The 24,231-nt window shown below is 43.0% G+C and carries 23 protein-coding genes; 4 read left to right on the top strand and 19 right to left on the bottom strand.

Features of this window, described 5'->3' with window-relative positions; all coding sequences use genetic code 11:
- The first annotated feature begins 225 nt into the window (after positions 1 to 225).
- Both PNC201_RS21340 and PNC201_RS21335 read left to right on the top strand, forming a co-directional pair.
- On the top strand, positions 226 to 1,053 hold the full coding sequence (locus PNC201_RS21340; RefSeq protein WP_039496419.1) for an AraC family transcriptional regulator: 828 nt from the start codon (positions 226 to 228) through the stop codon (positions 1,051 to 1,053).
- Between the two features lie 37 nt (positions 1,054 to 1,090).
- Entirely contained in the window at positions 1,091 to 1,699 is a 609-nt protein-coding gene (locus PNC201_RS21335; RefSeq protein ID WP_102058354.1) for a LysE family translocator, read from the top strand.
- Between the two features lie 113 nt (positions 1,700 to 1,812).
- Here PNC201_RS21335 and PNC201_RS21330 read toward each other — a convergent pair whose 3' ends face one another.
- The 15 genes from PNC201_RS21330 to PNC201_RS21265 form a co-directional block, all read right to left on the bottom strand.
- Positions 1,813 to 2,124: a hypothetical protein gene (locus tag PNC201_RS21330; protein WP_102058353.1), complete on the bottom strand. Its 312-nt coding sequence runs from the start codon at positions 2,122 to 2,124 to the stop codon at positions 1,813 to 1,815.
- Positions 2,125 to 2,703: 579 nt separating this feature from the next.
- On the bottom strand, positions 2,704 to 2,865 hold the full coding sequence (locus PNC201_RS23345) for a hypothetical protein (protein ID WP_158299153.1): 162 nt from the start codon (positions 2,863 to 2,865) through the stop codon (positions 2,704 to 2,706).
- Between the two features lie 342 nt (positions 2,866 to 3,207).
- On the bottom strand, positions 3,208 to 4,722 hold the full coding sequence (locus PNC201_RS21325) for a cell surface receptor IPT/TIG domain-containing protein (RefSeq protein WP_102058352.1): 1,515 nt from the start codon (positions 4,720 to 4,722) through the stop codon (positions 3,208 to 3,210).
- Between the two features lie 144 nt (positions 4,723 to 4,866).
- Positions 4,867 to 6,123, bottom strand: coding sequence for a sensor histidine kinase (locus PNC201_RS21320; protein WP_102058351.1), 1,257 nt, complete (start codon positions 6,121 to 6,123; stop codon positions 4,867 to 4,869).
- Positions 6,124 to 6,136: 13 nt separating this feature from the next.
- Positions 6,137 to 7,519, bottom strand: a complete 1,383-nt coding sequence (locus PNC201_RS21315; RefSeq protein ID WP_102058350.1) for a sigma-54-dependent transcriptional regulator — start codon at positions 7,517 to 7,519, stop codon at positions 6,137 to 6,139.
- A gap of 4 nt (positions 7,520 to 7,523) precedes the next feature.
- Positions 7,524 to 9,920 carry an ABC transporter permease gene (locus tag PNC201_RS21310; RefSeq protein WP_102058349.1) on the bottom strand — a complete coding sequence of 799 codons (2,397 nt, stop codon included), beginning with the start codon at positions 9,918 to 9,920 and terminating at the stop codon, positions 7,524 to 7,526.
- A 1-nt stretch (position 9,921) separates the two neighbouring features.
- Positions 9,922 to 10,638, bottom strand: a complete 717-nt coding sequence (locus tag PNC201_RS21305) for an ABC transporter ATP-binding protein (protein WP_010603799.1) — start codon at positions 10,636 to 10,638, stop codon at positions 9,922 to 9,924.
- A 12-nt stretch (positions 10,639 to 10,650) separates the two neighbouring features.
- A complete protein-coding gene (locus tag PNC201_RS21300) occupies positions 10,651 to 11,901 on the bottom strand; it encodes an efflux RND transporter periplasmic adaptor subunit (protein ID WP_102058348.1) in 1,251 nt (416 codons plus the stop codon).
- Between the two features lie 200 nt (positions 11,902 to 12,101).
- Complete coding sequence (locus tag PNC201_RS21295; protein WP_102058347.1) at positions 12,102 to 12,305, bottom strand: DUF1289 domain-containing protein; 204 nt, start codon at positions 12,303 to 12,305, stop codon at positions 12,102 to 12,104.
- A gap of 20 nt (positions 12,306 to 12,325) precedes the next feature.
- A complete protein-coding gene (locus PNC201_RS21290; RefSeq protein WP_102058346.1) occupies positions 12,326 to 12,610 on the bottom strand; it encodes a hypothetical protein in 285 nt (94 codons plus the stop codon).
- 71 nt (positions 12,611 to 12,681) lie between these two features.
- Positions 12,682 to 12,843 (bottom strand): I78 family peptidase inhibitor, encoded by a 162-nt coding sequence (locus PNC201_RS21285; RefSeq protein WP_010603803.1) that lies wholly within the window; start codon positions 12,841 to 12,843, stop codon positions 12,682 to 12,684.
- Positions 12,844 to 12,867: 24 nt separating this feature from the next.
- The gene (locus tag PNC201_RS21280; protein WP_102058345.1) at positions 12,868 to 13,314 is read right to left on the bottom strand and encodes a methyltransferase family protein; all 447 of its coding nucleotides are present in this window, start codon (positions 13,312 to 13,314) and stop codon (positions 12,868 to 12,870) included.
- Positions 13,315 to 13,384: 70 nt separating this feature from the next.
- Positions 13,385 to 13,984, bottom strand: coding sequence for a Crp/Fnr family transcriptional regulator (locus tag PNC201_RS21275; protein ID WP_102058344.1), 600 nt, complete (start codon positions 13,982 to 13,984; stop codon positions 13,385 to 13,387).
- Positions 13,984 to 14,343, bottom strand: a complete 360-nt coding sequence (locus tag PNC201_RS21270) for a GNAT family N-acetyltransferase (RefSeq protein WP_233525264.1) — start codon at positions 14,341 to 14,343, stop codon at positions 13,984 to 13,986. The genes PNC201_RS21275 and PNC201_RS21270 overlap by 1 nt, the downstream gene beginning before the upstream one ends.
- 86 nt (positions 14,344 to 14,429) lie before the next feature.
- Positions 14,430 to 15,719 (bottom strand): class I SAM-dependent methyltransferase, encoded by a 1,290-nt coding sequence (locus tag PNC201_RS21265; protein WP_102058342.1) that lies wholly within the window; start codon positions 15,717 to 15,719, stop codon positions 14,430 to 14,432.
- A gap of 413 nt (positions 15,720 to 16,132) precedes the next feature.
- Between PNC201_RS21265 and adhP the strand changes: the two genes are divergently transcribed.
- Positions 16,133 to 17,146 (top strand): alcohol dehydrogenase AdhP, encoded by a 1,014-nt coding sequence (gene adhP / locus PNC201_RS21260; RefSeq protein ID WP_102058341.1) that lies wholly within the window; start codon positions 16,133 to 16,135, stop codon positions 17,144 to 17,146.
- Positions 17,147 to 17,323: 177 nt separating this feature from the next.
- Entirely contained in the window at positions 17,324 to 18,925 is a 1,602-nt protein-coding gene (locus PNC201_RS21255) for a sensor histidine kinase (RefSeq protein ID WP_102058340.1), read from the top strand.
- A 66-nt stretch (positions 18,926 to 18,991) separates the two neighbouring features.
- Here the strand turns inward: PNC201_RS21255 and PNC201_RS21250 are convergent, their stop codons facing one another.
- The 4 genes from PNC201_RS21250 to acnD form a co-directional block, all read right to left on the bottom strand.
- On the bottom strand, positions 18,992 to 19,597 hold the full coding sequence (locus PNC201_RS21250) for a GNAT family N-acetyltransferase (RefSeq protein ID WP_010603808.1): 606 nt from the start codon (positions 19,595 to 19,597) through the stop codon (positions 18,992 to 18,994).
- An 84-nt stretch (positions 19,598 to 19,681) separates the two neighbouring features.
- A complete protein-coding gene (locus PNC201_RS21245) occupies positions 19,682 to 20,281 on the bottom strand; it encodes a LysE family translocator (RefSeq protein WP_233525263.1) in 600 nt (199 codons plus the stop codon).
- A gap of 148 nt (positions 20,282 to 20,429) precedes the next feature.
- Positions 20,430 to 21,605: a 2-methylaconitate cis-trans isomerase PrpF gene (gene prpF / locus PNC201_RS21240; RefSeq protein WP_102058338.1), complete on the bottom strand. Its 1,176-nt coding sequence runs from the start codon at positions 21,603 to 21,605 to the stop codon at positions 20,430 to 20,432.
- A gap of 2 nt (positions 21,606 to 21,607) precedes the next feature.
- Complete coding sequence (gene acnD / locus PNC201_RS21235; protein WP_039496387.1) at positions 21,608 to 24,202, bottom strand: Fe/S-dependent 2-methylisocitrate dehydratase AcnD; 2,595 nt, start codon at positions 24,200 to 24,202, stop codon at positions 21,608 to 21,610.
- Positions 24,203 to 24,231 lie beyond the last annotated feature (29 nt).

The following is a 24,231-nucleotide window of genomic DNA, read 5'->3' as shown; positions in this document are numbered from 1 at the left end:
GTAATGGGTAAGCAGTTGAATCACCTCTGTTCTTTGGCTTTGCATCGATTGTGATTTATTTGATAGGTTTAATGACCAAAGCCTGGGTTAACTAAGTTTCCTTGTGAAGAGTATTAAGCAAACTCTGTAGTGGATACATCAGCAATTTCGTTCAAGTTTTTTATTGATAGCTTGAATATATTGACTTGGTAGTTTTGCAAAAGTGCTCAAACAGAAGGAGGGAGTGTGAGTAAAAATAATCACTTTATATATACCCATAGTGCTCAGCAGGATGATGTGTCCATGCTGAGCGCAACCATGAGTGATTTCACCTACACCAAACATGCTCATGAAGAGTACTCGATCGGGCTCACTCTAAAAGGCAGACAAGACTTTTTCTGTCGCAGTGCTTTTTATAAAAGTCAGCCTGGCTGCGTAATGCTTTTCAATCCCGAAGATATCCATGATGGTCATTCTGGGGGCGAACACAGCTTAGAATATGTGATGCTTTACGTGCACCCAAGAGAATTGCAACCACTGTTTCGCTCTCTTGGTTATAAACAAGAAACAGTACTAAGACTTAACGACACCTTGTTCAATGACCCACTGTTGCGCTATCAAGTTCTTACCATATCTCAGCAACTTTTGGGACGATCCTACTCCAAAATTGAGCACGAAGCCGCCTTGTTTCAGTTGGCTCAATCATTGGTTCGTTTGCATGGCTGTTTAGAGTTACCACTTCGTAAAACAAGGGCTGAAATTTTAGTACTAAGAGCTAAAGACTATATATTGGCGAATCTTGCCAACGATATTTCGGTTGATGACATCGCTGATGTCGCCAATATGTCTAAATATCACTTTATTCGAGCTTTTCGAGAACACTTTTGCATAACTCCACACCAGTATGTTTTGAATTGTCGTATCAACTATGCTCGCAAACAGCTACTTGTAGGCCGTAGCGCCACCACCGCAGCGGTAGAGTCCGGCTTTGCTGATGCCAGTCACTTAAATCGTAACTTTAAACGCGTATTTGGCATGACACCAAAACAATTTCAGTTGCAGTTGGGCCGTTAGCTTAGCTCGTCGACTGCTTATATCGGAGTAGTAAATCATGTCAGAAATTTTCGCCTATGCTATCGGGGTAATGTATACCCCTGGGCCTATCAACTTGCTTGGTCTACATAGTGGTCTAAACAAACAGACGCGTGTTCATCTCGGTTTTTTCGCCGGTGTTGGAATGGCAATGTTCATCTTGTTCGTTATCTTAGGGATTGTCGGGCTCAAGTTTATTAATCCACAGCTACTGCCTTTTATCAGCTTGGCTGGGTGCCTTTATATTCTATATATTGCTTGGAAAGTGGCACATGCTAACGTTGAGCTCTGTGATAAGCGAAGTGCGGCCAAATCGTTGAGCTTTCGAGACGGACTTTTCATGCAGCTACTCAACCCCAAAGCGCTAATCGCAACGTTGCCGGTTTCTACCATTCAGTTTCCAAGCGTTGGCATTACCGGCATTGCCGTTGTCATATGGTCAATGCTCCTTGCTGTACTTGCATTCGGAGCCCCCACTAGCTATTCGATAGTGGGTTCAATGATGGGTAAACAGATCTCCGATCCCAAGTATTTTAAAGCTTTTAACTTAGTAATGGCTGCGCTATTAGTCTACGTGTCTTTAAGCATTGGTTATGACCATGTCATAGTGCCTTGGATAGTGAAATAACAAATGAGTAGGTAGTAAGGATAATGGCTGACACCCACAACAAACCTGAACCGTTTTTGGCTGTATCTTTGAGGTGGGTGCCTTGTCATTTTGTTGTCTTTTTGGTGGTTTTGTCATTCTTGGTGTTCAATAACATGCCTAAAAGAGACTTTTATAGGGTTAAAAAAGGAGTATACCCAAAGCCCTAGAGTTATAGCTACCCATGACATACATGATAAAATAGCTCCGAATATTGGTCCCATTAAGACACCATAAAAAACACCCTCAATACCTGTTTTATATTCACCAAACCACTCTATTGTATTAAAACCAAATAATGCTGCGATCCCAAAACAAGTGGTTAAAATGCTCATACTAACGGTAAAGCCAATGAATAAAATTTTTAATAGAGATATTTTTGAGATCCTTCTTGCGACTACTTCCATTCGTTTCCTTCTCCTAGGTTGTATAGAAATAATGACTTCCACATGCGGCTAGTCATCTCATTTTATTAACACACAGCCGTAACTGTAAATTAAATTTGCGCACCACCTTTACTTAGCTCCCATAAACGGCCGACACCCACCACAAATCTGTATCTCCTTGAGCGGTGCGGTTTCGAATTGGAAGTCAGCTATTAAAGTTTCCGTTATGCTCTAATGTGATATAACGCTGTAATAGAATAGGTTCTGGCCTGTCATTTAAGTATACTTTTGCTTGGAGTACATATTCTCCATATATCAGCTCTTTTAGCAGAAAATTATTCGACTTTTGTGATCTGCATTGGATAGTCTCTGGTAGCTTTTATGTAAGAAACACTCTACATATTTAACATTTTCCAATGCACCTTTATAATACGATTTAAGAATAACACGAATATCACAATGTGGAATTCCATTTAAGCCGGTTCTAGACTGGAATTCAGCCTGTCTATGCCCTCTTAAGAATACTATATGATTTAGATAAACATAGTCTGCTGGAAGTTTGTCTGTTTTATCCAACTCAGCTTCTCTTTTCACTCCTTTTTAAACAACGACCTTTGAAGGTTCAACTTTTAATTCAACAAATTCCCTCACTTTGAAGGAGAATCCTCCTCCTGATTTTTTTGAAAAATAAAAAAGTTTCCAAGCAAAAAACAGAGTAAACACTACTATTCCTAACTCAATTATTTTAAAAGCAACTTCCATAATAACTCTCAACAATTTATAATTATAAAAAACTCTATAGCAAACCCAACCACACTTAATACAAACACAAAAACCAAAATAAAATCAATTCAAACCCATTCATTTTTTAAAAAAATAAAAATAGTAATGAAACATAAAAATATCAAGCCACATAAATGAGGAAAAATACGGGCAGTGCTCATTAGCAATCATGGAAATAGCGTCCGATACAAATAGCGACTAAATCATTAATCGTGATTCGAAAAGGAAATGGCTGACACCCACGACAAACTTTAACCGTTTTTTCTCTTTCTTTGAGGTGGGTGTCTTAATCTTCTTTGGTCTACTATCGTTCTTTATTTTTTAGCGTGCTTGCACCCGATACCGAACCTTATTGCTCGTTCCAACATTATTCGTTAATTGTAATATGCCTTTTGTTATACCAGTTGGTATAGTAAATGTAAGACTAGATGGTGTATGAGTTGAAGGAACAAGTGTTTTATTTCCCATTATGATGCGGGTTTTATCATCAAACCCCACTCCCTTAAGCTCATATTGCTCACCTTCTTGAACTTTGATTGAGGCATATCCAAATATTAACGGTGAACCCGCTTTGTATGGGCTTAATCGCACTTCATTAGAACGCTTATTTCGAGTGTAAATAAATGCCTTATATTTGCGAAATGGTAGATTGAGCTCAAAGATTAGCTCTGAGTTAGTGTGCGATGTTGGCGCGATATTATAAATTTCTTCACCGTTATAGATAACCACTTTTGGGTTCTCCAGCCCGGCAAAGTCATCACCAGTAAATACAACACTATCGCCGATACGATAAATTCGAGGTAATGAATAGCCATTGTAGTAGCCGGCTTGAGAGGATATTTGTACACTTGGTGAGTCGCTTAATCTAAAGCCTCGTACTCGCTCATACGGCTCAGCGTCATAAATATCTAACACTTTGTCGCCATCATTATCTAGATCGATAAAATCCTCAACCCCGTCTTTGTCAGAGTCTTCAGGCCACCCTTTCGCGTTGAGTTTTTCGTCGGCGTCCGCGACTCCATCATTATCAGAATCAAGATCCAAAAAGTTTAATTTATCATCTTGATCTGCATTTCCTGAGCCTTCGCGCTCATCACTAATGCCGTCGCCATCACTGTCTAAGTCTAATAAGTTAATTACCCCGTTATTGTCCTCATCGAGTGTAGCGCCTTGCTTTACATAATACTCATAGAAGTCATGGATAGAGTCTCTATCGGTATCAATACGAGTTGGTTCAACACCAATTGCATATTCTGCATGATCATCAATACCGTCGGTGTCCTTATCTTTAAATACGTAAATTTCATAGGAATAGTCCGGCGCGCCACCCGAAAAATCATCAATGACGCTCAAATTGAATTTTCCGTCATGGGGTATTTTAGTCAGGATATGCGCCATTTTGAGTGCGCTATGGGTATGGATCTGCGATGAGTTGATCACAAAACCACCTTGCTCGGAAAAATACACTTTAGGCTTAAAATTATCGGAGCTATAGGTAATGCGAGCTGAGATATAGTCGCCCTTGTTTGCACTAAATTGGTACAAATCACCATTATCACCCGCATTTGAAATAACCCCTTTTACTTTAAACGGAAGTTGATGCGCAACTTTTACCGCATTGCTGGGGTTATCATTAGGTTCAATCTCGACAATTTCGGGATAACGAGCGCGTTGACTGTCAAATGGAAACTCATCATGCTCGTCTAACACACCATCACCATCTTCATCTTTGTTCTGCCAAGTTCCCTTAGCTGGGTCGAACGAACCATTATGTGGAGTTGCAAACACAATTGTACTAGCTAGTGCAAATGCCAATAAAATGCATCGTGATGTCATAAACAATCCTTATTAATGTTGTTTTTTTATTAAAGTCTTTCAAATTTTTCACCCTGCGACCCGCTTCATACTTGTACTCTTTCACTAATTATTTTGAATACATTACACTGGGTGTCTTCGTTTTTTGCTTGTTACTTTCAGCACTCAACTCCCACCCCGCTCTACGCTAAAACTGACTTTTGCACCACCGCTTGAGTTATTGCCTAGTTTGAGTTGTCCACCGTGGTTTTCAATAATAATGCGAGAGAGCATAAGGCCTATGCCGTTGCCATCAGCTTTGGTGGTGTAAAATGCTTCAGCAGCTTCGTTTAGGTTGGAAAAACCGGGGCCTGTATCTGTGACCGTAAACGCTAACTTGTCTGCATCGGGGGTGATGTTGAGTGTGACTTCTGGCGAAGGTGTGCACGCTTCTTGGGCATTGTTAATAAGATGGCAAAGCACCTGTTTGATTTGACTCGTATCAAAAAAACCGAGCAGGTCCGCTGTGCTTTCTACCTTTAGCTGAGGGTAGATACTTTGTAGCTGAGTGCAAAACTCACTGAGTGCAACAATCTGCTTATGCGCAGGAGGTAATTTGGCAAGTGAGGCATAGTTGCCCATAAAAGATTTAAGGTAATTGGCGCGCTCGTTGATGAGTGACAGCCCACTAGTAAACCTTTCTAAATCTAACTCACGGTCTAGGCGCTTGGTTAGGCTGCGAGCTATCGTACCAATCGGCGCTATGGTGTTATTGATCTCGTGACTTAAAATACGGACAAACCGCTGTAAGGCGTCTTTTTCTTGTTGATATAAAATACTATCGAGCTGTTTTAAAACCAGTAAAGTGTGAGGTTTATTGGCAATGTAGCAGCTGTCGTGTTCAAGCAAAAAAGCATGCTCGGTACCGTCAAGCATCACCGAAACCTTTCCTTGTTTTTGCTGAGCTTGTAATGACTGAAACCAGCGCCAAGCATCGTCTTTGTAACAGTCAAAAAAGGTGCGCTCAGCGTAGCTGTTGGCAAATGCAACGCTTTGTTTGTCAAACACGATAAGTGCACAATCAAGCTTTTCAATGATTTGCTTTAGCAGGTCGCTTTGCTCTGCCAGCGCTCGCTGATCGGCTTGCATGGTTTGTGCAAGCGCGTTTAAGTGTTCCACCGTTGAATATAATTGTGCGTCTTTGCCATGTGCCGCTCTTAGAGCATAATCGCCTTGGCGAAGCGATATCAACAAGGTATCAATGAGATTAATAGTGTTTTGTCTTGTAGAGCTATATTTATAAGTGAGCAGTGCAAAACACAGCGCAAATACCAAATCTAGCAATATAACGAGTGCAACCGGGTAATTGTGCACAAGGAGCAGAACGTTAGCAATAACGAGTAGTAATGCACTTAACAACCAGTGTCCAAATCGATAAAACAAGCTTGCTTATCTCCTACTCATATTTATCCATTTTGCGATACCACGCACTGCGCGATAGTCCCAAGCTCTTCGCCGCTTTTGATACATTACCACCGTGAAATTCCAGTCTTTTAAATAGTGCTTGCTCAATAATTTCATCCAGCGTTAAATCGTGATTTTCTGATGTGCTCACAGTAGCAGTATTCACCGATTGCAACGCTGAGTGCGGTGTGGGACTGAGCGCCAAATCGCTGGCAAATACTCGGGCGTTTGAACATGTAAATACCACGCGCTCCATCATATGTTTAAGCTCTCTTACATTGCCAGGAAAGTCATAAGCACTCAGTGCTTTAGCAGCACAAGGCATAATGATTGGTGGTGATTTTTTGTAATCTTGACTGAAGCGCATTAAAAAACGCTTTGCTAATGGCAAGATATCCTCTGGGCACGCTCTTAAAGGCGGTATTTCTACTTCTATAGTATTTAATCGATAATATAAATCTTGGCGAAACTGGTTATTGGCAATCGCTTCATTAAGTTGGCAGTTGGTGGCAGAAATTATTCTCGCAGTATTATCCAAAACTTTGTGACTGCCAACCGCCGCGTACTTCCGCTCTTCTAACACTTGAAGCAACTTTGCTTGAGATTGCAAAGATAAATTGGCAATTTCATCTAAAAACAACGAGCCATTACTTGCGAGTGTAAATGCACCCACTCGATCTGCTTTCGCATCAGTAAATGCCCCCTTTTTATGGCCAAATAACTCAGAGTTAAATAGCTCGTCGCTCACTGCCCCCATATTAATCGAAATAAAACTGCCACCAGCACGACTTGAATGCTCGTGTACATACTGTGCGTAATAGCTCTTTCCTGTGCCATTTTCACCGGTCAGCAAGATGTTCATATCGCTTTGTGCCAACTGGGTGAGCTGTGTCAGCACACGCTGTTTTTTCTCACTTTGCGTAACAAAGTTGATCGTTTGTTGGGGCTGTTTAAGGCGTTCGTTTTCAGCAGATAGCCGCGCTAAATGTTGTCTGTCAGCTCGCTTCTCGATTTGTACTTTGATGCTATGAGCAAGGCGCTCATCATCCCATGGCTTTTCAATGAAATCGGCCGCTCCTTGCTTTAGGGCAGTAACGGCAAGGTCTAATGTCGCCCAACCAGTCATCACCACAATGGGTAAAAGCGGATCTATTTGAATGAGCTTAGCAATCGCCGCCAACCCTTCTTTGCCACTGGTGGTGTCATGGGTAAAGTTCATATCCAATAGCACCAAGTCCACTTCCTGTGTACTGACATAATCAAATGCTGCGTCTGGTGTCACCACACCATGGCAAGCATAGCCTTCATCCTCAAGTAAAAACTTCAGACTCGCCTGAATATCAAGCGAGTCGTCTACTATTAACACCTTTTTCAAATTATTATTCCATTCTTAAGCTAACCGCAGGTTGGACTTTTATGCTGCGTTTCACCGGGATATAAAGCGCAAGGCATACCGCAACAAATACCAGTAGCAAAGTAATGCTACCCGCACCAAACATAACACTAAACGGCACAATACCACGGAAAAAGTCTACAGCAAGATAACACAAGATATAGAAAATTAATGCAGAAATAGTCAGCCCTATAACGGTATGGGTTAGATTTTTCTTGATAAATAACAACATGATCTGGCGATCTTTGGAGCCAAGCGCACGGCGGATGCCTATTTCATAGCTAGATTTATTAATATTACTAAGGCCCATGGCATAAATGCCGATTAAAGAAAGCGTTAAGGCAAATCCACCCACAATCAAAAACACATAAATGATGCTAGTGAATGCCCCCATCATAGAGCGATGGTTGTCGTAGTGATCAAAAACATAGCTAGTTTCGAGCTTACTTGAAAGCCTACCTAACACGCGATAGAACGCTTCGTAACTTTGGCTTGGCGGCAGTTCAGTGACGAATTTAACCGCCATTGCGTTATCCTTTGGCGCATATTGACGAAAACTAAAATAGACCTCATGACGACGTTCACTGGCGACAACGCTCATTTCATCCACTGCTATGCCAATTATTTTAGCACTTGGCCATTTTGCATCACGTAACATCAGTGAGCGCCCCAATACTTCCTCACTGCCAAACAAAGCCTTTGCGAGAGACTGACTAATGATCACCACGGGTGCCGCTTCTGTGTTGTCTTGTGCGGTAAAGTTTCTGCCGCTTTGCAGTTCGCGCTTGAAAAGATGAGTTACAGCTTCAATATTTATGATTTTATCGGTGTAGACTTCGCCTTCGCTTGTTTGCACATCAAGTTCAATCTCACGCTGATACACGCGCCCTTCTTTAAAAGCAGGATCCAGTGTCATACCCACAACCAACGCGCTTGCCATTTCGACCGCTTTATCACTCGAAAATTCGTTTTCAGCTTGAAATTGCAGCTCAGTGGAATGCACCCCTTTGAGAGTCTCTCCGTCGATGTTTCCCGCCATAGAGTACATCACATAACCTATGGTGCTCGACGCCATCAACATAAAGCTCACTAAAGTCACCTGCAAAGACAATAGCCGTTTTGACATCAATCCAGCCTGTTTGCCGGTTGCACCTCGCGTGCCGTCTCGCAGTACATCATTGATGTTAAAGTTAGCGGTTTTCACTGCAGGTAACAGCACAGCAATAGTAAATACAAAGCTTATCAACAACAATGACACCAAGATAGTGATGGTATTTAATTGCCAATACCACCAGTACGGCATTTTGCCACCAATCATCATATTAATAACAAAGTTCAATGCCCGCAAACCGAGATCCGTTAGCAATAGCGCCACTACCCAACTGCTAAAGCAGTAAATAAAGCCCTCACAAGCATGCTGCTGAACAACTCTTAATTTTTTCGCACCAATCGCGGCACGAATAGCCGATTCTTTTTGTCTCTCGATTATTTTGGCAAAGAGTAAGTTACTAATGTTGATTGAGGAAATAAGCAAAATGAGTACGATACCTATCATAAATAGGGTAAATACAAATATCGCCTCACCATCAGTGTTGTATTCTACTAAAGTCATTGATTCAACTCGAACTGTTTTATCCACCTCGAGCTCTGACTGACTAGCGCGTTGCTTCGCGTAGTCAGTGAAGAATAAACTTAAGCGTTGCTCTAGCTTTGACTCTACCACCTCGTTTGGCATCTTATAAATAATATCAATAGCATCAGCAGGTGCTGCGTTATTACCTTTAAGCGGTAGCCAGAGTTTAGAAAATATCGGGAAGTTATTACGTTTGGGCATCACGCCGATTATCTCGTAGGGCTTTTGATCAACGATCATCGTACGCCCAATAACATCTTCGCTACCTTGGAATAAATGCGACCATAGATAGTCTGAAATCACGACTACATCTTGAGCTGATCCCACAAAGTCCTCAGCGGTATAAAATCGCCCGAGCTCAGGCTTAATATCCATAAACTGGAAAAAGCGCTCATCAACATAGGAGCCTCGATAATGATTTCCTCGCTCAGCGTCACTTACCCAAACACTCACAGGTGCAATATAAAGCCACTCCTCAAGTTGCTTAACTTCATCAAGTTCTCGTAGTTGTGGCAGCATGCTATATTCAAATCGATTTTGCGTGCTGATAGGGTTGCGAACCTTGAAGATCCTGATTTCAGAGCTGCCATTCCCTACTTGGCTATGTGAGAATGCCACGGTATAAATATAATTAAAGCCAATCAATGATATGGTCAAACTACCAACCATAATAAACATCATCAATAACGTAAATCGCATTGATTTTGCGATGTTTCTCAGCGCATAGCGAAAATCTAAAAGTAATCCCATACTAAGCTCCAACGACTTTACTTACACGGTCAAGCTGCTTTTTATCTCGTAAAATATTGCCATCAAGCATTGAGATCACCCGGCTGGCGTAGGTCGTTGATTCAATATCATGCGTTACCATACATATCGTTTTGCCAGCTGCATGAAGCTCGCTCAACAACCCTAGCACTTGCTGGGCATTGTTTGAGTCTAAGTTACCAGTCGGCTCATCGGCGAGAATGAGGTCGGGGCTGTTAATCAACGCTCTTGCAACTGCGGCCCGCTGTTGCTGACCACCTGAAAGTTGAGAGGGAAAATGATTTACTCGGTTTTCTAACCCCACCATCGCCAGTGCATCTTTGGCTTTTTGCTCCATTTCTTTTTGGCTAATGCCGCCGATATAAGTCAGCGGTAACATGACATTTTCAAGTACATTTAAATCACTGATAAGATTAAATGCCTGAAAAATAAAGCCTATATGGTTAGCGCGAATATGAGCACGCTCGTCTGAGCTCAAATTAAATGCTTGGTTACCGCTGATAAAATACTCGCCGTTACTTGGCTCATCAATCAGGCCCAAAATTGACAGTAACGTAGACTTGCCGCACCCCGAAGGTCCCGTGATAGCCACAAACTCGCCGGGCTCTACCACGAGATTAATACCGTCTAGTGCTTGAGTTGCAATTTCATCCGTCTGAAACCGCTTTTTGATGTTATTAAGTTGAATGACTGAGTTCATAATAGTGTCCTGTTAACGCACTAGCACTTGGCTATCTTGAGTATACTTTTCCATATCGGAAATAATGATAGTTTGATTTTTATTAAGGCCTTCAAGCACTTCGATGTAGTTTACCGAACGCTGACCAAATTTAACCGTTTTTTTCGTCGCGAGATGTTTATTAACAACAAACACGCTCGCTTGATTATTTGCAATGGCATTGGCCGGTATTGCGACGAATATAGCCTCGGGTTTATAGCTCGTTACAATAACCCCTTCAATGTTAAGTTTATCTCTGGCTTCTCTTGGCAAAGTGCCTTCAATGCTCAGCTCCACTTCAACTTGGCTATTGGTGACCTTTGGGGAAACACGTTTTACGATGGCGTTAAAACGCGAAGTGTAAGTATCGATTGTAGCCGACTGCCCAACTTGTACATGCGGCGCATCTAGTTCCGCGATGTTTATCTTAGCAACCAGCAAACGCGGATCTGCCACCTCTGCAACTGAACTGGTATTAGACAATTGCATGCCCACTTCAATCAGCACATCCTGAATTTGTCCAGTGATTGGCGAGCGCACATCAAGCGCTGCGATATTCTCTTCAAGTAGCTTAATTTCGGATCGTAGGCTTGCTTGCTCAGCCAGCTGCGCTTTGGCTTTTGCCTGCTGTACTTGTTGCTGAGTGGCAACCCTAGCTTGCTGTAACTCCACTTGCTTTTGACTACGCTGCATTGCAAACTCGCTGCGTTGATGATCAAGCATAGAGATCGTGCTATTGCCCTTTTCTATTAAGGTTTTTTGCGCCTGCCACTGAATTTTGTCTGCTTTATAACCCAACAAAGCATCATGATGTGCGGTGTGGGCCTCTTGCACTTTGGCCTTTAACTCTGCAAGTTCGGCCTCATGTTGTGCTGAAATTTTGGTAAGTTGGCTATGTTTTTGAATGAGCGCTTCGCGCAGTGATGGGTTTTCAAGCCGAGCAAGTAGCGTACCTTGAGTGACCATTTCACCCGGTTTAACCAGCACTTCAACTACTTTGCCGCCACTACTACTAGTAACCAAATGGCGTTTCTCCAATGCAAGACTACCAAGTCCCTTAACACTGAGTTCAAACTCGCCCTGTTGGACTGTAGCAACGATTAACTCTTCTTGGAAAACCACGTTTGATGCACTTTGGGTATACGCTTTGGCAAAAAACACCAAACCGACCACAAGTAGCACAATTACAAGCAACGCGAGCTTCTTAATCGGCATGCGCTTTGTTTTCGCCAGTTTTATATCCATACTTTGTACTCCACTTTGAGAATACAGTTGATGAATCAAATTTCAGGCCAAACTTTTTCTAATTATAAATCAATAACATAAAAATAAATTAAGATAATACCCGATAAAGCATGTCTCGAAAATGAGACACGACTACAGTAATGACTGTGCCAAAAGCGAGACAAAAGCTGAGCTATTTTTGCTTTGTCATTATAGAGAGGTCAATTCCTATTATATTTCTGAGCATGTTGCTGTTTGCGCCTCGTACAATGCGCTAAGACTTTGAGCTTTTCATCTTCGCTGTAACTTGTCCAGCTGGTGATTTCGTCCAACGTCCTAAAGCAGCCTAAGCACACATCTTTATCATCCAAACAGCACTTTCTGATGCAAGGAGATTGGACCAAATTACAACTTGAGTGTGACATCGCTGCTCCTTTAAATAGATTTACTCAAAATAACTTGCCGGAAAACAAGACTCTCTCTTTTTGCCTTTAAAATGATGGCAGACCTCTCCCGTTTCGATATTAACTAAAAAGGAATGGTCAATATCCTTAAAGTAAAACCAAATGAACTCCATGTCTTCTTCTAAGAAGTGTTGTTCAAAAGTGGGCTCATCAAAATGCGCCGCTAGCGCATCAATATCTGTTATTTCATCGTAGCTAGCGGCATAAATAGTTAGGCTCATGAACGTGGCTAAAACAAAAAATACCTTAACTAGGCCAATATGCATCTTGTTACCTTTAGTCATTTTATTGGACGAAATACATCATCTTCATCAATCAATATACAAACTGGGTGGGGCTATCCCCACCACATACGCACGACCTGTTGCGCGTCGTTTAACTCAATATTAAGTCGCTGAGGTTGATGATCTTGGGTAAGCATATCTCCAGATTGATACACCCTAACCACTTTTCCAACAATTGTTTGTAGGGATTTTGAATAATCAATATCTTGCACCATTTAACCCTTATTTATGCTGGATGTTTAAAGCCAACGACGCACTCTCCTTTGATAGCGTAAATAGGCATCTCCAAAAGTTTGTTCCATCATTTTTTCTTCAAATCGAATGTACCATCTGTCGGCAATAAGTAAAAAAGCAGTCACAAACAAAAATGACACGAGTGCACCACCGATTAATACGGCATAGCCTAGTAATGCAATGACAAAACCTAGGTACATGGGATTGCGGGTATATTGAAATACCCCAGCCTCCACTAATTTATCAGGCTTATTGAAAGTCATAATATCGGTTTCTTCCCTCGCGAATATCATGCTGCCCGACTTGGCCAGTGCAAACCCCAAAGCAATCGGTATTAACCCTAACAGATTGAAAGGGTAATAAATAAAATGTGGTGCAGCAGTCAACCAACACACCACAGGCATCAATATGACAAATAAAAACAGTAAAATAGGAGGCAGTAGCTTTTTCATGATGTTATTCCTTACCTTTAGAACAATAATTAGAGATAAGGTAATGCGAATTTTGTTGCTATGCCTTAACCTATGTTAAGCCAAGCTCTTTTCTAATTCTCGACAGCGATACATCCGTGATCCCAAGGTACATTGCGATATGGCGCAAAGCAACCGAGCGGCTTAATGCTTGATTTTCTGTGATAAAGCGTAAGTACCTTTCCTTTGCACTTAACTGGAGTAACGCCGCTTCGCGTTTCTCTTTTTTAAGCACTAACTGTTCATAAATTTTGCGCACAAACCGTCCCCAGTTGAGGTTTTGCTCAGATACAGTGACTAAGTCAGCATAGCGAATTTCGGCAATAACACAGTCTGTTAGCGTTTGCGTTGAAAATGGACTCGGCTGTTCTTCTAGATAACAAGATAAACAAGAGAATGCCCCGCCCTTCTGTAGCAGAGATTTGTTCCGTTCATTACCCTTTTCATCTAGGTAGAAATAACGTCCATAACCATCTAATAAGAAATAAACACTCGAGATTTTCTCACCTTGTTCGAATAGCATCGTATCGGCTGTGATATGACCGATTTTTATATACGGAGCCATAAGAAGCCAATCCTCAAGTGAGAAGTCCACCAACCGCCCATATACAGCTAACCATTTTTGATAATTTTCGTTACTTGATTTAGACATTAGTGTAAGTGCTTTTCGAATATTAACAGGATTTTATTGTCGTAAGGTATCGTATCGAACTGCTGATATCCAAGCTTTTGGTATATGTGCTGCGCTCGCGTATTATCTGCAAAAACATCTAGCCAAACTCGCGTTGTACGCAACTCCTCTAACACGTATTTTTCCATCTGATTTATCGCTTCTTGCCCTATTCCCAATCCCTTTTTAGCAACCACAATCCGGCAAAATTCAACACTTTTCAGTTCTGGTTCAACGGCTAAAATTATAAAGCCAACTATTTCACTATCTGAGTGGATTGTTAAATAGTGTATGTTGGGCTCAGAAAATAACTGCTGATGAACAAGCAGCGAATTGCTCAAGATAAATTCCTTATAATCATCCGCATTCTCCATTTTGCTCAAAGCTGGAAGTTGTGTAAAAAACCCCTTGAACTAATGTGAGCATCTCATTCGCTTTTATAGTTAAGTAAGAGCTTTGAATTAAGTTCATTAATGAAAAGGCTATCCTGTAACCTCGATTCTTGCTCGATCAGCCACGCTTCAAAAACTTCTAATGTAGCTGACTGATAAAGTTGCGATAGCCAATCTTGGAGTGATATATCACAAGCCTCACATAAAGCTTGCTGACATAACCAAATATTTTCAGGCATTGCCACATTCTTACCATACTTGATGAGCTGAGAATGCTGAAAAGCACTTTTTATTCCGACAAGGCCAAGCTTCCCCTGTTCATCTATTGGTGCAAGGTGATTATCTTGCACAAAACGCGGCGATGCTGGGAAGTTGAACACAAACTCAGGAGATTCATAATTGGTGTACTCATATTTAACAATAGCGCCAGCAGATAAATTTGTCGCCTCACATGGAATAGTAAAAGGAATATTGAGGCTGCATTCATTTTCACCAAGGACATAATGGCCATAGACTATAATATCCGTTTGCAACTTAAAGCCATCTCCAGGCTGGTGGCTATCCGGGATAATCAACTCCCCACGTAATAACGTATCGTCACCACGGCTGAGCTTCTGTACCGAAGACTTCTGTAAGTTAAAAAATTCTCCAACGTGTATTTGCTCCCCTTTTCTATTTAACATTGCCGACAACGCGATAGACTCAGGGATCAAAATACCGTCTTCTTTTAGGTAGGGAAATAAGTGCTTGAAGATCCAAACTTGTGGCTCTCTTTTTAGTAATGCTGTCATCGTTTCTGAAATCACGATATCAAAGCTACATTTTTCTTCATCCTGCCATTTTAACGCATCACAACAAACCAAGCGTTCGATACGGTGCTCTACATCAAAAGCATCAATTAACTTTTTTACCGCAGCTATATTTTCTGGATGTATGTCAATCAGGGTTGCCCTAACAGGAAGGTTGGGATGTAGTGCTAACAATGGAAGCAGCAACGTGGCGTAAGGACCAGTGCCTGCGTATAAAATATGAACTTCAGATAACCCTTCTCGCTGTTTATCTTCGATAGCCGCTTTTACACCTTGCATAAAAATCAAACTGCGCAGCAGTTCTTGAGAGCATTTAGCTGCCTGAACAGGAGAAATAGCAACACCATATTCAGTATGAACACTACTCCAATCATTCATATCAAACTGAGTATCAACTCCACTCAGTGTACCAAAGAATTTGACAAACTCGTCAAACAAAGTTGTCAGTTCAGGAGACTCCTTATTTGCAGCGAAAATTCCTGTTAAACACCTGCTTTTAAAGCTATTTAGATCCATATGCTTTCCCATGATATAAAACGCTGTTGTATTAAGTACTTATTCTTATTAAAGTATCATTTAAAAATAGAGTGTATATATTTGCAATAAAAACCTTAAATCAACTCACCGTGATCGGTTTTCTAGTTTGAATCAACAATATAAAAGTAGCGCTTAATTCATCATTTCGACAGCACCTACACCAGATCCAACATTAAAACCTTCAAGTGACTCACTATCTTGGATACTACTAGCAGCACCATTTGCGCTGTTACGTAGCAGGAAGTAACGACTTACTTTTTATAACCAATTAATGATATGACGAGCATTGTGCTCGCCATTTTTGTTTACTCTCATCTTATTCATTGTTTCGGATCAAGTTGTTTCTGGTTATAGCTGCTAAGCTACCATCGACTCAATCAAGGAGCAAAAAGATGAAAGCAGCGTTAGTGCACCAATTTAAACAACCGTTAGAAATTCAAGAAATTGAGAAACCGCAACTTACACAAGGGTCGGTCATCGTTGAAATAGCCGCCTGTGGTGTTTGTCACACCGACTTACACGCCTGTCATGGTGACTGGCCAGTTAAGCCTAAATTACCACTAGTGCCTGGTCACGAAGGTGTGGGTACTGTTATCGCAAAAGCTGACGATGTTAAACATCTAGCCGTTGGTGATAGAGTCGGTGTACCTTGGCTTCATAGCGCCTGCGGTCATTGTGAACACTGCCTAAAAGGCGACGAAAACTTATGTCCAGAGCAGTTAAATAGCGGCTATTCCGTCGACGGCGGTTACGCACAGTACTGTAAAGCCGATGCCAACTACGTGGTAAAAATCCCCGAAGGCTTGTCATTTGTCGATGCCGCTCCTCTATTCTGCGCGGGCGTCACCACCTATAAAGCACTAAAAGTATCGAAAGCTAAACCCGGTGAATGGGTTGCCATTATTGGTGTAGGAGGCCTTGGTCACTTAGCAGTGCAATACGCCAAAGCAATGGGGCTTAATGTAGTTGCAGTTGACACTGGCGAATCAAAGTTAGCACTAGCAAAAGAGCTTGGCGCCGATTTATGTATCGACTTTAAGCAGAGCGATCCCGCAGAGTTGATGCAAAATAAGCTAGGTGGAGTCCAAGCCGTAGTTTGTACAGCGGTCTCAAAGCCTGCCTTTACGACATCATTTAACAGCGTGAAGCGAGGCGGTACTTGCGTGCTCGTTGGCTTACCACCAGAGGAAATGCCTATTCCTATATTTGATACCGTTCTTAAAGGTATCAGTGTTGTTGGCAGCATCGTTGGTACCCGTCAAGATCTCACTGAATGCTTGCAGTTTGCCGCTGAGGGCAAGGTAAAGGCCATTATTGAAACCAAGCCACTTGAGCAAATCAACGATATATTTGACGATATGCTCAATAGCGACATTAACGGCAGGATCGTACTTACTTTCGACTAGACCCATCGAGCAGCCAAATACTTGATAGCCATTTGGCTGCTTTCTCACTTCGGCAAAGTGACAAAAGCCTAGAACGACCAACCAGAACGAGGGATGACAACGGCCAGAGAACAAATTGTTATTCCGAGCTTAGGTTAACTATACTTTGTGTATTCGAGTCTTAACAACGTTGAATACATGGCAGCCAGTCAAAGCAACATACTTCACCCAAGTCAGTCGTTTAGCTTTAAGTACTTCTACCATATATCAGCGCTCTCCATGCTGCTTTTTTTTCTTTCTGTGGTGTTCACATTTTTAGCATTCGTCAATAAAGAAGCGCAAGAGCAAGAAATAGGAAAAAATTTTAATCTTGTTCGTTTATCCCAAGAGTTAAGACTCAGCTCAGATCAACTCACCATGATGGCGCGGGCTTATGCCGCCACAGGCAACCCTAAGTTTAAGCAATTTTTTGATGAGATCTTAACTATCCGTAACGGCACTTCCCCTCGCCCTAAGCATTTGCACCGCGTTTATTGGGACATGTTGCTGGTCAAAGAGGGTCAGGCGCCATTTGAAAAAGAAGCACCAAAAGCGCTACTGACATTATTATTAGAAAACGGAGTTTCTACGGATGAATTAACTATGTTGCGAAATGCAGAGGATAAAAGTGAAGCACTCGTGTCACTTGAGCGTGAAGCCTTTGAACTCGTGGCAACAGGGAAAAATCAACAGGCCCTCAAGATTTTGTACAGCGAGGCTTACCTCCAAAGTAAAGTACATATAATGACGCACATCAATGCCTTTTTAGAACGCAGAGAGCAGGATTTCAGCTCACTCCTTGCAAGCAGCAATAAAAAGGTAAAATCCTATTATGGTGCCGCGTTTGTTTGCTTTATCTTGCTATTACTTAGCCTCATCACGTTGTACAACTCTCGTTCGGCCATCCGTAAAAGTATTATTGATTATCTAAATACGGAGGTAAAAAGCCAAACTGAAGAGTTAATAGAAAAAAACAAAGCACTTAATCACGCGATCAGTGAACTCAGTGAGACTCAAAAACGCCTGATAAACGCCGAAAAGTCAGCAACGCTGGTGCGATTGATCCCAGGACTTGCCCATGAGATTAACACGCCGATTGGCGTCGCCATGACCGCTTCCAGTAACCAACTATTGCTTGTTGAAGGGGTAAGACAAAGGGTAAATAAAAATGAAATAGCTAAGTCTGCTTTATTGCATTCGATAGAAAATATCGAAAGCTGTGCCAAGCTCGTCGTCAATAGTACCGAGCGGATAACCGGTATTATCGACAAGCTCAAAATCATCACCAATACTGGATTTGAAGGAGAAGTAAAGCCAGTTTACTTACAACCGCTTATCGCACACTGTGTGAGCGAGCTTGCCAATCAACACCCACATATTGATATTACTTTAGATATTCCCGAAGCACTTGCTATCACCGCCCCAGAGAGATTGTTACAGCAGGTTTTCCAACCTGTAATAGAAAATGCGTTTTACCACGCCTTTGCTGATAACTCAGTGCGAAGCCCATGTGTGATTATATCGGCTCAAGCCTCAAAACTTGGATATACGATTAAAGTCACGGACAACGGCGGCGGTATTCCACATGAAATCAAAGATAAAGTATTTGATCCTTTTGTTGTCGGTAATCGCACACAAAAAGGCCTAGGCTTAGGGCTAAGTGTTGCGCTCGCTATTGTCACTCAGTATTTTAATGGCGTAATTGAGTGTGAAACAGAATCTAATTCCGGAACATGCATCATTATCAAGTTGCCGAGCTAGTCGCGCTAACGGACCCAGCCGATACTTTGGTTTACTTTCCATAAATGCACACTTTAAGCTTCATTATTATTGTGGCAATGCTTTGTAAATAGAATACAGAGGAACAACGCACTGCCACTCTTCCTGAGAAATAGAGTACACAGCTTGGTTGAAGCACTCGTTCCGATAAACACCTGCACGACGTAATATGCCATCAAAACACGCACCAAGTTGCTCAACCAACCGGCGTACTAAATCATTACGCTCGTCGACTCTAAATTCAACCAAAGCGAAACCTAGCGTATTCAAATACTCTGTCACGAATAAACAAAACACCTTGTCGAACAGAGTATCGTGGATAAACCAACTCTCTTCTACCAGCACTTTTTTGGCCGCTGAGTCATCGACTGTAATTAAGATCATGCCAAGCATTTCGCGCGTTTGAGTTTGCCGCACACAAATACAGTGCTTTGATTTATCTTCAGCTGCTTGTAAAAAAGGTACTAGCACTCTTTGTTGTCGTAACTTTAATAACTCTTCGGCATCGTACTCTTCACCATATCTAAGCGAAAACAGACGCTCCAACCGTTGATATTCACCCGCTCTTAACGTTCTCAAAGCAAATGCCGAGTCCGAAAATTCAACACGGATGTCACTTATGGGGACGTTGTTTTCATCTGGTGGGGCGATCATTGGCTTTTCTGAGTGACGGTTGCATAACTCAGATTATTACATCTATTCAAGTCTAAAAGCTATGCCTGTGACTTCCCATCAACCTCAAACGACAAATAGCCCGTAAAGAACGAGCACAACCAAAGTCAACGCAAAACCAATTCGGATCCGTTTAAGTACGGTCTCATCATTCAGTGTTTTAAAAATCACACCACCTAATACCAGCCACATTGTGTCGACCACTATCGCCACCACGTAGCACACGCTAGCGGCAAGTAGCGTAGCAACTAGGTTTGAGCTTGCCGGCACCGAAGTCGTCGCAAAAATAGCGATACAAGCCGCGTAGGCTTTGGGGTTGAGGAGGTTAAGAATAAACCCATCTTTAAAGCTCGGTAGCTGCGTACCTGCATTGCCAAGCGCAGCGTTGTTTGCTGCAATTTTGTAGGCAACATAAATTAAGTAGGCGGCTGCAAGCCATTTGAGTACAAGCGCCACTTGGGGATGACTAACCAGTAACCCTGCAATTCCAGTGGCTGCAAAGATCACCGCAACAAGCAATCCTGCCAAAATACCTGCTAAGAACGGGAAACCTTTTTTAACACCTTGACTCGCCCCCGTTGCAGCCAGCGCAAGTGGCGCAGGACCGGGTGAACCAAGTAACACCGCGGTTGTGATTGCCACAGAAAGTAAAGCTTCAAACATCATATCGTCCTTATGAATTTCAAGTCTGCATGGTGGAAATCAAAGAAGAAGCCGAATGACAGGCACACCTTAACGACCAAGCAACAACTCGGGAGTTTTCTTATGTAGAGAATAAGGCTCTTGGGAACAGAGCCTTTAATTTAGTATGGAGCTACGCCTCTGGGACGCGAACTCGGCCTTCCATTAGCACGCGAGCGCTGCGGCTCATGACGGCTTTTTTAGCTTGCCAACGACCAGACTCTTGCAGTGCTTCAGCGCCAACCTTTAAGGTGCCTGACGGATGTCCAAAGGTCACGGAGTTAAGATCACCACCACCAGCGGCTTCGTTAACTAGGGTGCCAGGAATTGCCGCCGCGGTTGCTATCGCCACAGCGGCAGTTCCCATCATCGCATGGTGCAACTTACCCATAGATAAGGCGCGAACGTTTAAGTCGATGGTATTGGCTGCCACCGCTTTACCGCTCGACGCAGCATAAGATTTAGCAGGTGCAACGAAGGCAATTTTTGGGGTATGTTGGCGAACTTTCGCTTCGTCAATATGACCTATTAAACCCATTTTAACTGCGCCATAAGCACGGAACTTTTCAAATCGCTCTAGTGCAGCTGGGTCTCCATTAATTGCTTCTTGTAACTCTGTACCTTCATAACCTAAATCGGAAGCACGGAAGAAAAGCGTTGGGATCCCGGCACTTATCATGGTCACTTCAAAGGTGCCTTCATCAGGCACAGTTAACGTATCGACGAGATTGCCCGACGGAAACATATCAACATCTGGGTCGCTTGGATCCATAAACTCAACCACCACTTCTGCTGCTGGGAAAGTTACGCCATCCAGTTCAAAGTCGCCCGTCTCTTGCACTTCTCCATTGCTGATTGGAACATGCGCTACTATGGTTTTGCTAATATTCGCCTGCCAGATTTTAACGACAGCAACACCATTCTCTGGCACTTTATTCGCATCGACTAAGCCATTGCTGATTGCAAATGCCCCCACCGCAGCCGTTAAATTGCCACAGTTTCCGCTCCAATCAATAAATGGTTTGTCGATAGCAACCTGACCAAATAAGTAGTCCACGTCATGGTCGGCTTTGTCGCTTTTACTTAAGATCACGGTTTTGCTGGTACTGGAAGTTGCACCGCCCATGCCATCGGTATGTTTACCATAGGGATCTGGGCTGCCAATCACACGTAGCAGCAAGTTATCTCGCGCTTCACCCGGTTGCTGCGCGTACTCGGGTAAATCTGTTAAATTAAAGAACACCCCTTTAGAGGTGCCGCCACGCATATAAGTGGCGGGAATTTTAATTTGCGGCTTAAATTGACTCATGGTTATACGCCTTCCGCTTCGAGGAAGTCTTGAGCAAAGCGTTGTAACACGCCACCTGCAGAGTAAATAGATACTTCTTCAAAGGTATCTAATCGACAAGTCACAGGCACCTCTACACGCTCACCACTTTGACGGTTAATTACGAGAGTTAATGTAGCACCTGGTGCCGGTTCCCCCTCAACGTCATAGGTTTCTGTACCATCAAGTTCAAGCGTTTTACGGGTAGTGCCCGCTTTAAACTCAAGCGGTAGTACACCCATACCGATTAAGTTAGTACGGTGAATACGCTCAAACCCTTCTGCTGCGATAACTTCAACTCCAGCCAAACGCACACCTTTTGCAGCCCAGTCACGAGACGAGCCTTGGCCGTAATCTGCGCCTGCAACGATGATCAGCGGCTGTTTACGCTCCATATAGGTTTCGATGGCTTCCCACATTCTGGTGACTTTGCCTTCAGGCTCAACACGCGCCAGTGAACCTTGTACTACTTCACCGTTTTCTACCACCATTTCGTTTAACAGTTTGGGGTTGGCGAATGTCGCACGCTGCGCCGTTAAGTGATCACCTCGATGTGTCGCGTATGAGTTGAAATCTTCCTCTGGTAAGCCCATTTTAGCCAGATACTCACCCGCCGCACTGCTTGCCAAAATCGCATTCGATGGCGATAAATGATCCGTCGTGATGTTGTCGCCTAAAATCGCTAATGGACGCATGCCTTTCATGGTACGCTCGCTCGCGAGTGCCCCTTCCCAATAAGGAGGACGACGAATATAGGTACTCGTTGGACGCCACTGATAAAGTGGGTCGTTGTCTTCACCATAGTCTACCGTGAGGTCAAACATTGGCTCATAAACGGCGCGGAACTGCTCTGGTTTTACGCTTTCTTTGATCACCGCATCGATTTCTTCATCGCTTGGCCAGATATCTTTAAGCGTGACCGGATTGCCCTCTTGGTCACGACCTAAGACACCATTTTCAATATCAAAGCGCACGGTGCCTGCAATTGCATAAGCCACAACCAACGGTGGTGAAGCTAAGAAGGCTTGTTTTGCGTAAGGGTGAATTCGACCGTCAAAGTTACGGTTACCCGATAACACTGCCGTTGAATATAAATCACGGTCAATCACTTCTTGTTGAATTTTCGGATCAAGTGCACCACTCATGCCATTACAAGTCGTACAAGCAAAGGCAACAACACCAAAACCGAGCTGCTCAAGCTCAGGTAGAAGCTTTGCCTCTTCCATATAAGAACGTACTGCTTTTGACCCCGGTGCAAAAGACGTTTTCACCCAAGGCTTACGAGCAAGACCTAATTTATTGGCATTACGGGCCAGTAAGCCTGCGGCAACTACGTTACGTGGGTTACTGGTATTAGTGCAACTGGTGATAGCAGCGATGATCACGGCACCATCTGGCATCAAACCATCTTTTGGCGCTTCAATCTCTTTAACGATACCTTGATTAGCAAGGTCGTTAGTTGCAACGCGGCGATGCGGATTTGAAGGACCTGCAATATTACGCGTCACCGTCGACAAATCGAACTTAAGTACACGCTCGTACTGTACGTTTTGTAAAGAATCAGCCCAAAGTCCTGTCAGCTTAGCGTATTTTTCCACCAGCTTTATTTGCTCGTCATCACGGCCTGTGAGCTTCAAATAATCAATGGTTTGTTCATCGATGTAGAACATGGCCGCGGTTGCACCATACTCTGGTGTCATGTTTGAAATTGTCGCACGGTCACCTAAATTAAGATCTTGCGTACCTTCACCAAAGAATTCTAAGTAGCTAGAAACGACGCGCTCTTTACGCAAAAACTCAGTGATCGCCAGTACGATATCCGTTGCGGTGATCCCCGGTTGACGTTTGCCAATGATTTCAACCCCAACAATATCCGGCAATCGCATGTATGAAGCACGGCCAAGCATCACGCTTTCTGCTTCAAGGCCACCCACACCAACGGCAATAACACCGAGTGCATCAACGTGTGGCGTGTGGCTGTCGGTGCCAACAAGCGTGTCAGGGAAGGCAACACCGTCGCGCGCTTGAATAACTGGCGACATTTTTTCCAAATTGATTTGGTGCAAAATACCGTTGCCTGGCGGGATCACATCAACGTTTTTAAATGCCGTTTTGGTCCAGTTGATAAAATGAAAACGGTCGTCATTTCGACGGTCTTCAATCGCGCGGTTTTTCTCAAATGCATCTTCTTCATAACCGGCGTGCTCTACAGCCAAGCTGTGATCCACAATCAGTTGAGTCGGTACGACTGGATTGACTTTAGCCGGATCGCCGCCTTTTTCAGCGATAGCATCACGCAAACCCGCAAGGTCGACTAGCGCAGTTTGACCCAAAATATCATGGCAAACCACGCGAGCAGGAAACCACGGAAAGTCCAAATCGCGACGACGCTCGATAATTTGTTCAAGATAATCATTGAGTTTTTCAGGCTCAGCGCGGCGTACTAAGTTTTCAGCAAGGACGCGTGAGGTATAAGGTAAAGTCTCGTAGCTACCTGGTTTGATGGCTTCTACCGCTTCTTTTGTATCGTAATAGCAAAGCTCAGAATCAGGTAAACGTTTACGGAATTGAGTATTCATAACAACTTCCAACAATCGGTGACGGAGAA

The sequence above is a fragment of the Pseudoalteromonas sp. NC201 genome, from assembly GCF_002850255.1.
In the GTDB taxonomy this organism is placed as follows: Bacteria; Pseudomonadota; Gammaproteobacteria; order Enterobacterales; family Alteromonadaceae; genus Pseudoalteromonas.
This window is presented reverse-complemented; position numbering and strand designations above follow the sequence as displayed.

Bases quoted from the DNA above. Each gene is read 5' to 3' on its own strand.
- PNC201_RS21335 (WP_102058354.1), top strand. From the start codon at position 1,091: ATGTCAGAAATTTTCGCCTATGCTATCGGGGTAATGTATACCCCTGGG.
- PNC201_RS21330 (WP_102058353.1), bottom strand. From the start codon at position 2,124: ATGGAAGTAGTCGCAAGAAGGATCTCAAAAATATCTCTATTAAAAATT.
- PNC201_RS23345 (WP_158299153.1), bottom strand. From the start codon at position 2,865: ATGGAAGTTGCTTTTAAAATAATTGAGTTAGGAATAGTAGTGTTTACT.
- PNC201_RS21325 (WP_102058352.1), bottom strand. From the start codon at position 4,722: ATGACATCACGATGCATTTTATTGGCATTTGCACTAGCTAGTACAATT.
- PNC201_RS21310 (WP_102058349.1), bottom strand. From the start codon at position 9,920: ATGGGATTACTTTTAGATTTTCGCTATGCGCTGAGAAACATCGCAAAA.
- PNC201_RS21305 (WP_010603799.1), bottom strand. From the start codon at position 10,638: ATGAACTCAGTCATTCAACTTAATAACATCAAAAAGCGGTTTCAGACG.
- PNC201_RS21300 (WP_102058348.1), bottom strand. From the start codon at position 11,901: ATGGATATAAAACTGGCGAAAACAAAGCGCATGCCGATTAAGAAGCTC.
- PNC201_RS21295 (WP_102058347.1), bottom strand. From the start codon at position 12,305: ATGTCACACTCAAGTTGTAATTTGGTCCAATCTCCTTGCATCAGAAAG.
- PNC201_RS21290 (WP_102058346.1), bottom strand. From the start codon at position 12,610: ATGCATATTGGCCTAGTTAAGGTATTTTTTGTTTTAGCCACGTTCATG.
- PNC201_RS21285 (WP_010603803.1), bottom strand. From the start codon at position 12,843: ATGGTGCAAGATATTGATTATTCAAAATCCCTACAAACAATTGTTGGA.
- PNC201_RS21280 (WP_102058345.1), bottom strand. From the start codon at position 13,314: ATGAAAAAGCTACTGCCTCCTATTTTACTGTTTTTATTTGTCATATTG.
- PNC201_RS21275 (WP_102058344.1), bottom strand. From the start codon at position 13,984: ATGTCTAAATCAAGTAACGAAAATTATCAAAAATGGTTAGCTGTATAT.
- PNC201_RS21265 (WP_102058342.1), bottom strand. From the start codon at position 15,719: ATGGATCTAAATAGCTTTAAAAGCAGGTGTTTAACAGGAATTTTCGCT.
- adhP (WP_102058341.1), top strand. From the start codon at position 16,133: ATGAAAGCAGCGTTAGTGCACCAATTTAAACAACCGTTAGAAATTCAA.
- PNC201_RS21255 (WP_102058340.1), top strand. From the start codon at position 17,324: ATGGCAGCCAGTCAAAGCAACATACTTCACCCAAGTCAGTCGTTTAGC.
- PNC201_RS21250 (WP_010603808.1), bottom strand. From the start codon at position 19,597: ATGATCGCCCCACCAGATGAAAACAACGTCCCCATAAGTGACATCCGT.
- PNC201_RS21245 (WP_233525263.1), bottom strand. From the start codon at position 20,281: ATGATGTTTGAAGCTTTACTTTCTGTGGCAATCACAACCGCGGTGTTA.
- prpF (WP_102058338.1), bottom strand. From the start codon at position 21,605: ATGAGTCAATTTAAGCCGCAAATTAAAATTCCCGCCACTTATATGCGT.
- acnD (WP_039496387.1), bottom strand. From the start codon at position 24,202: ATGAATACTCAATTCCGTAAACGTTTACCTGATTCTGAGCTTTGCTAT.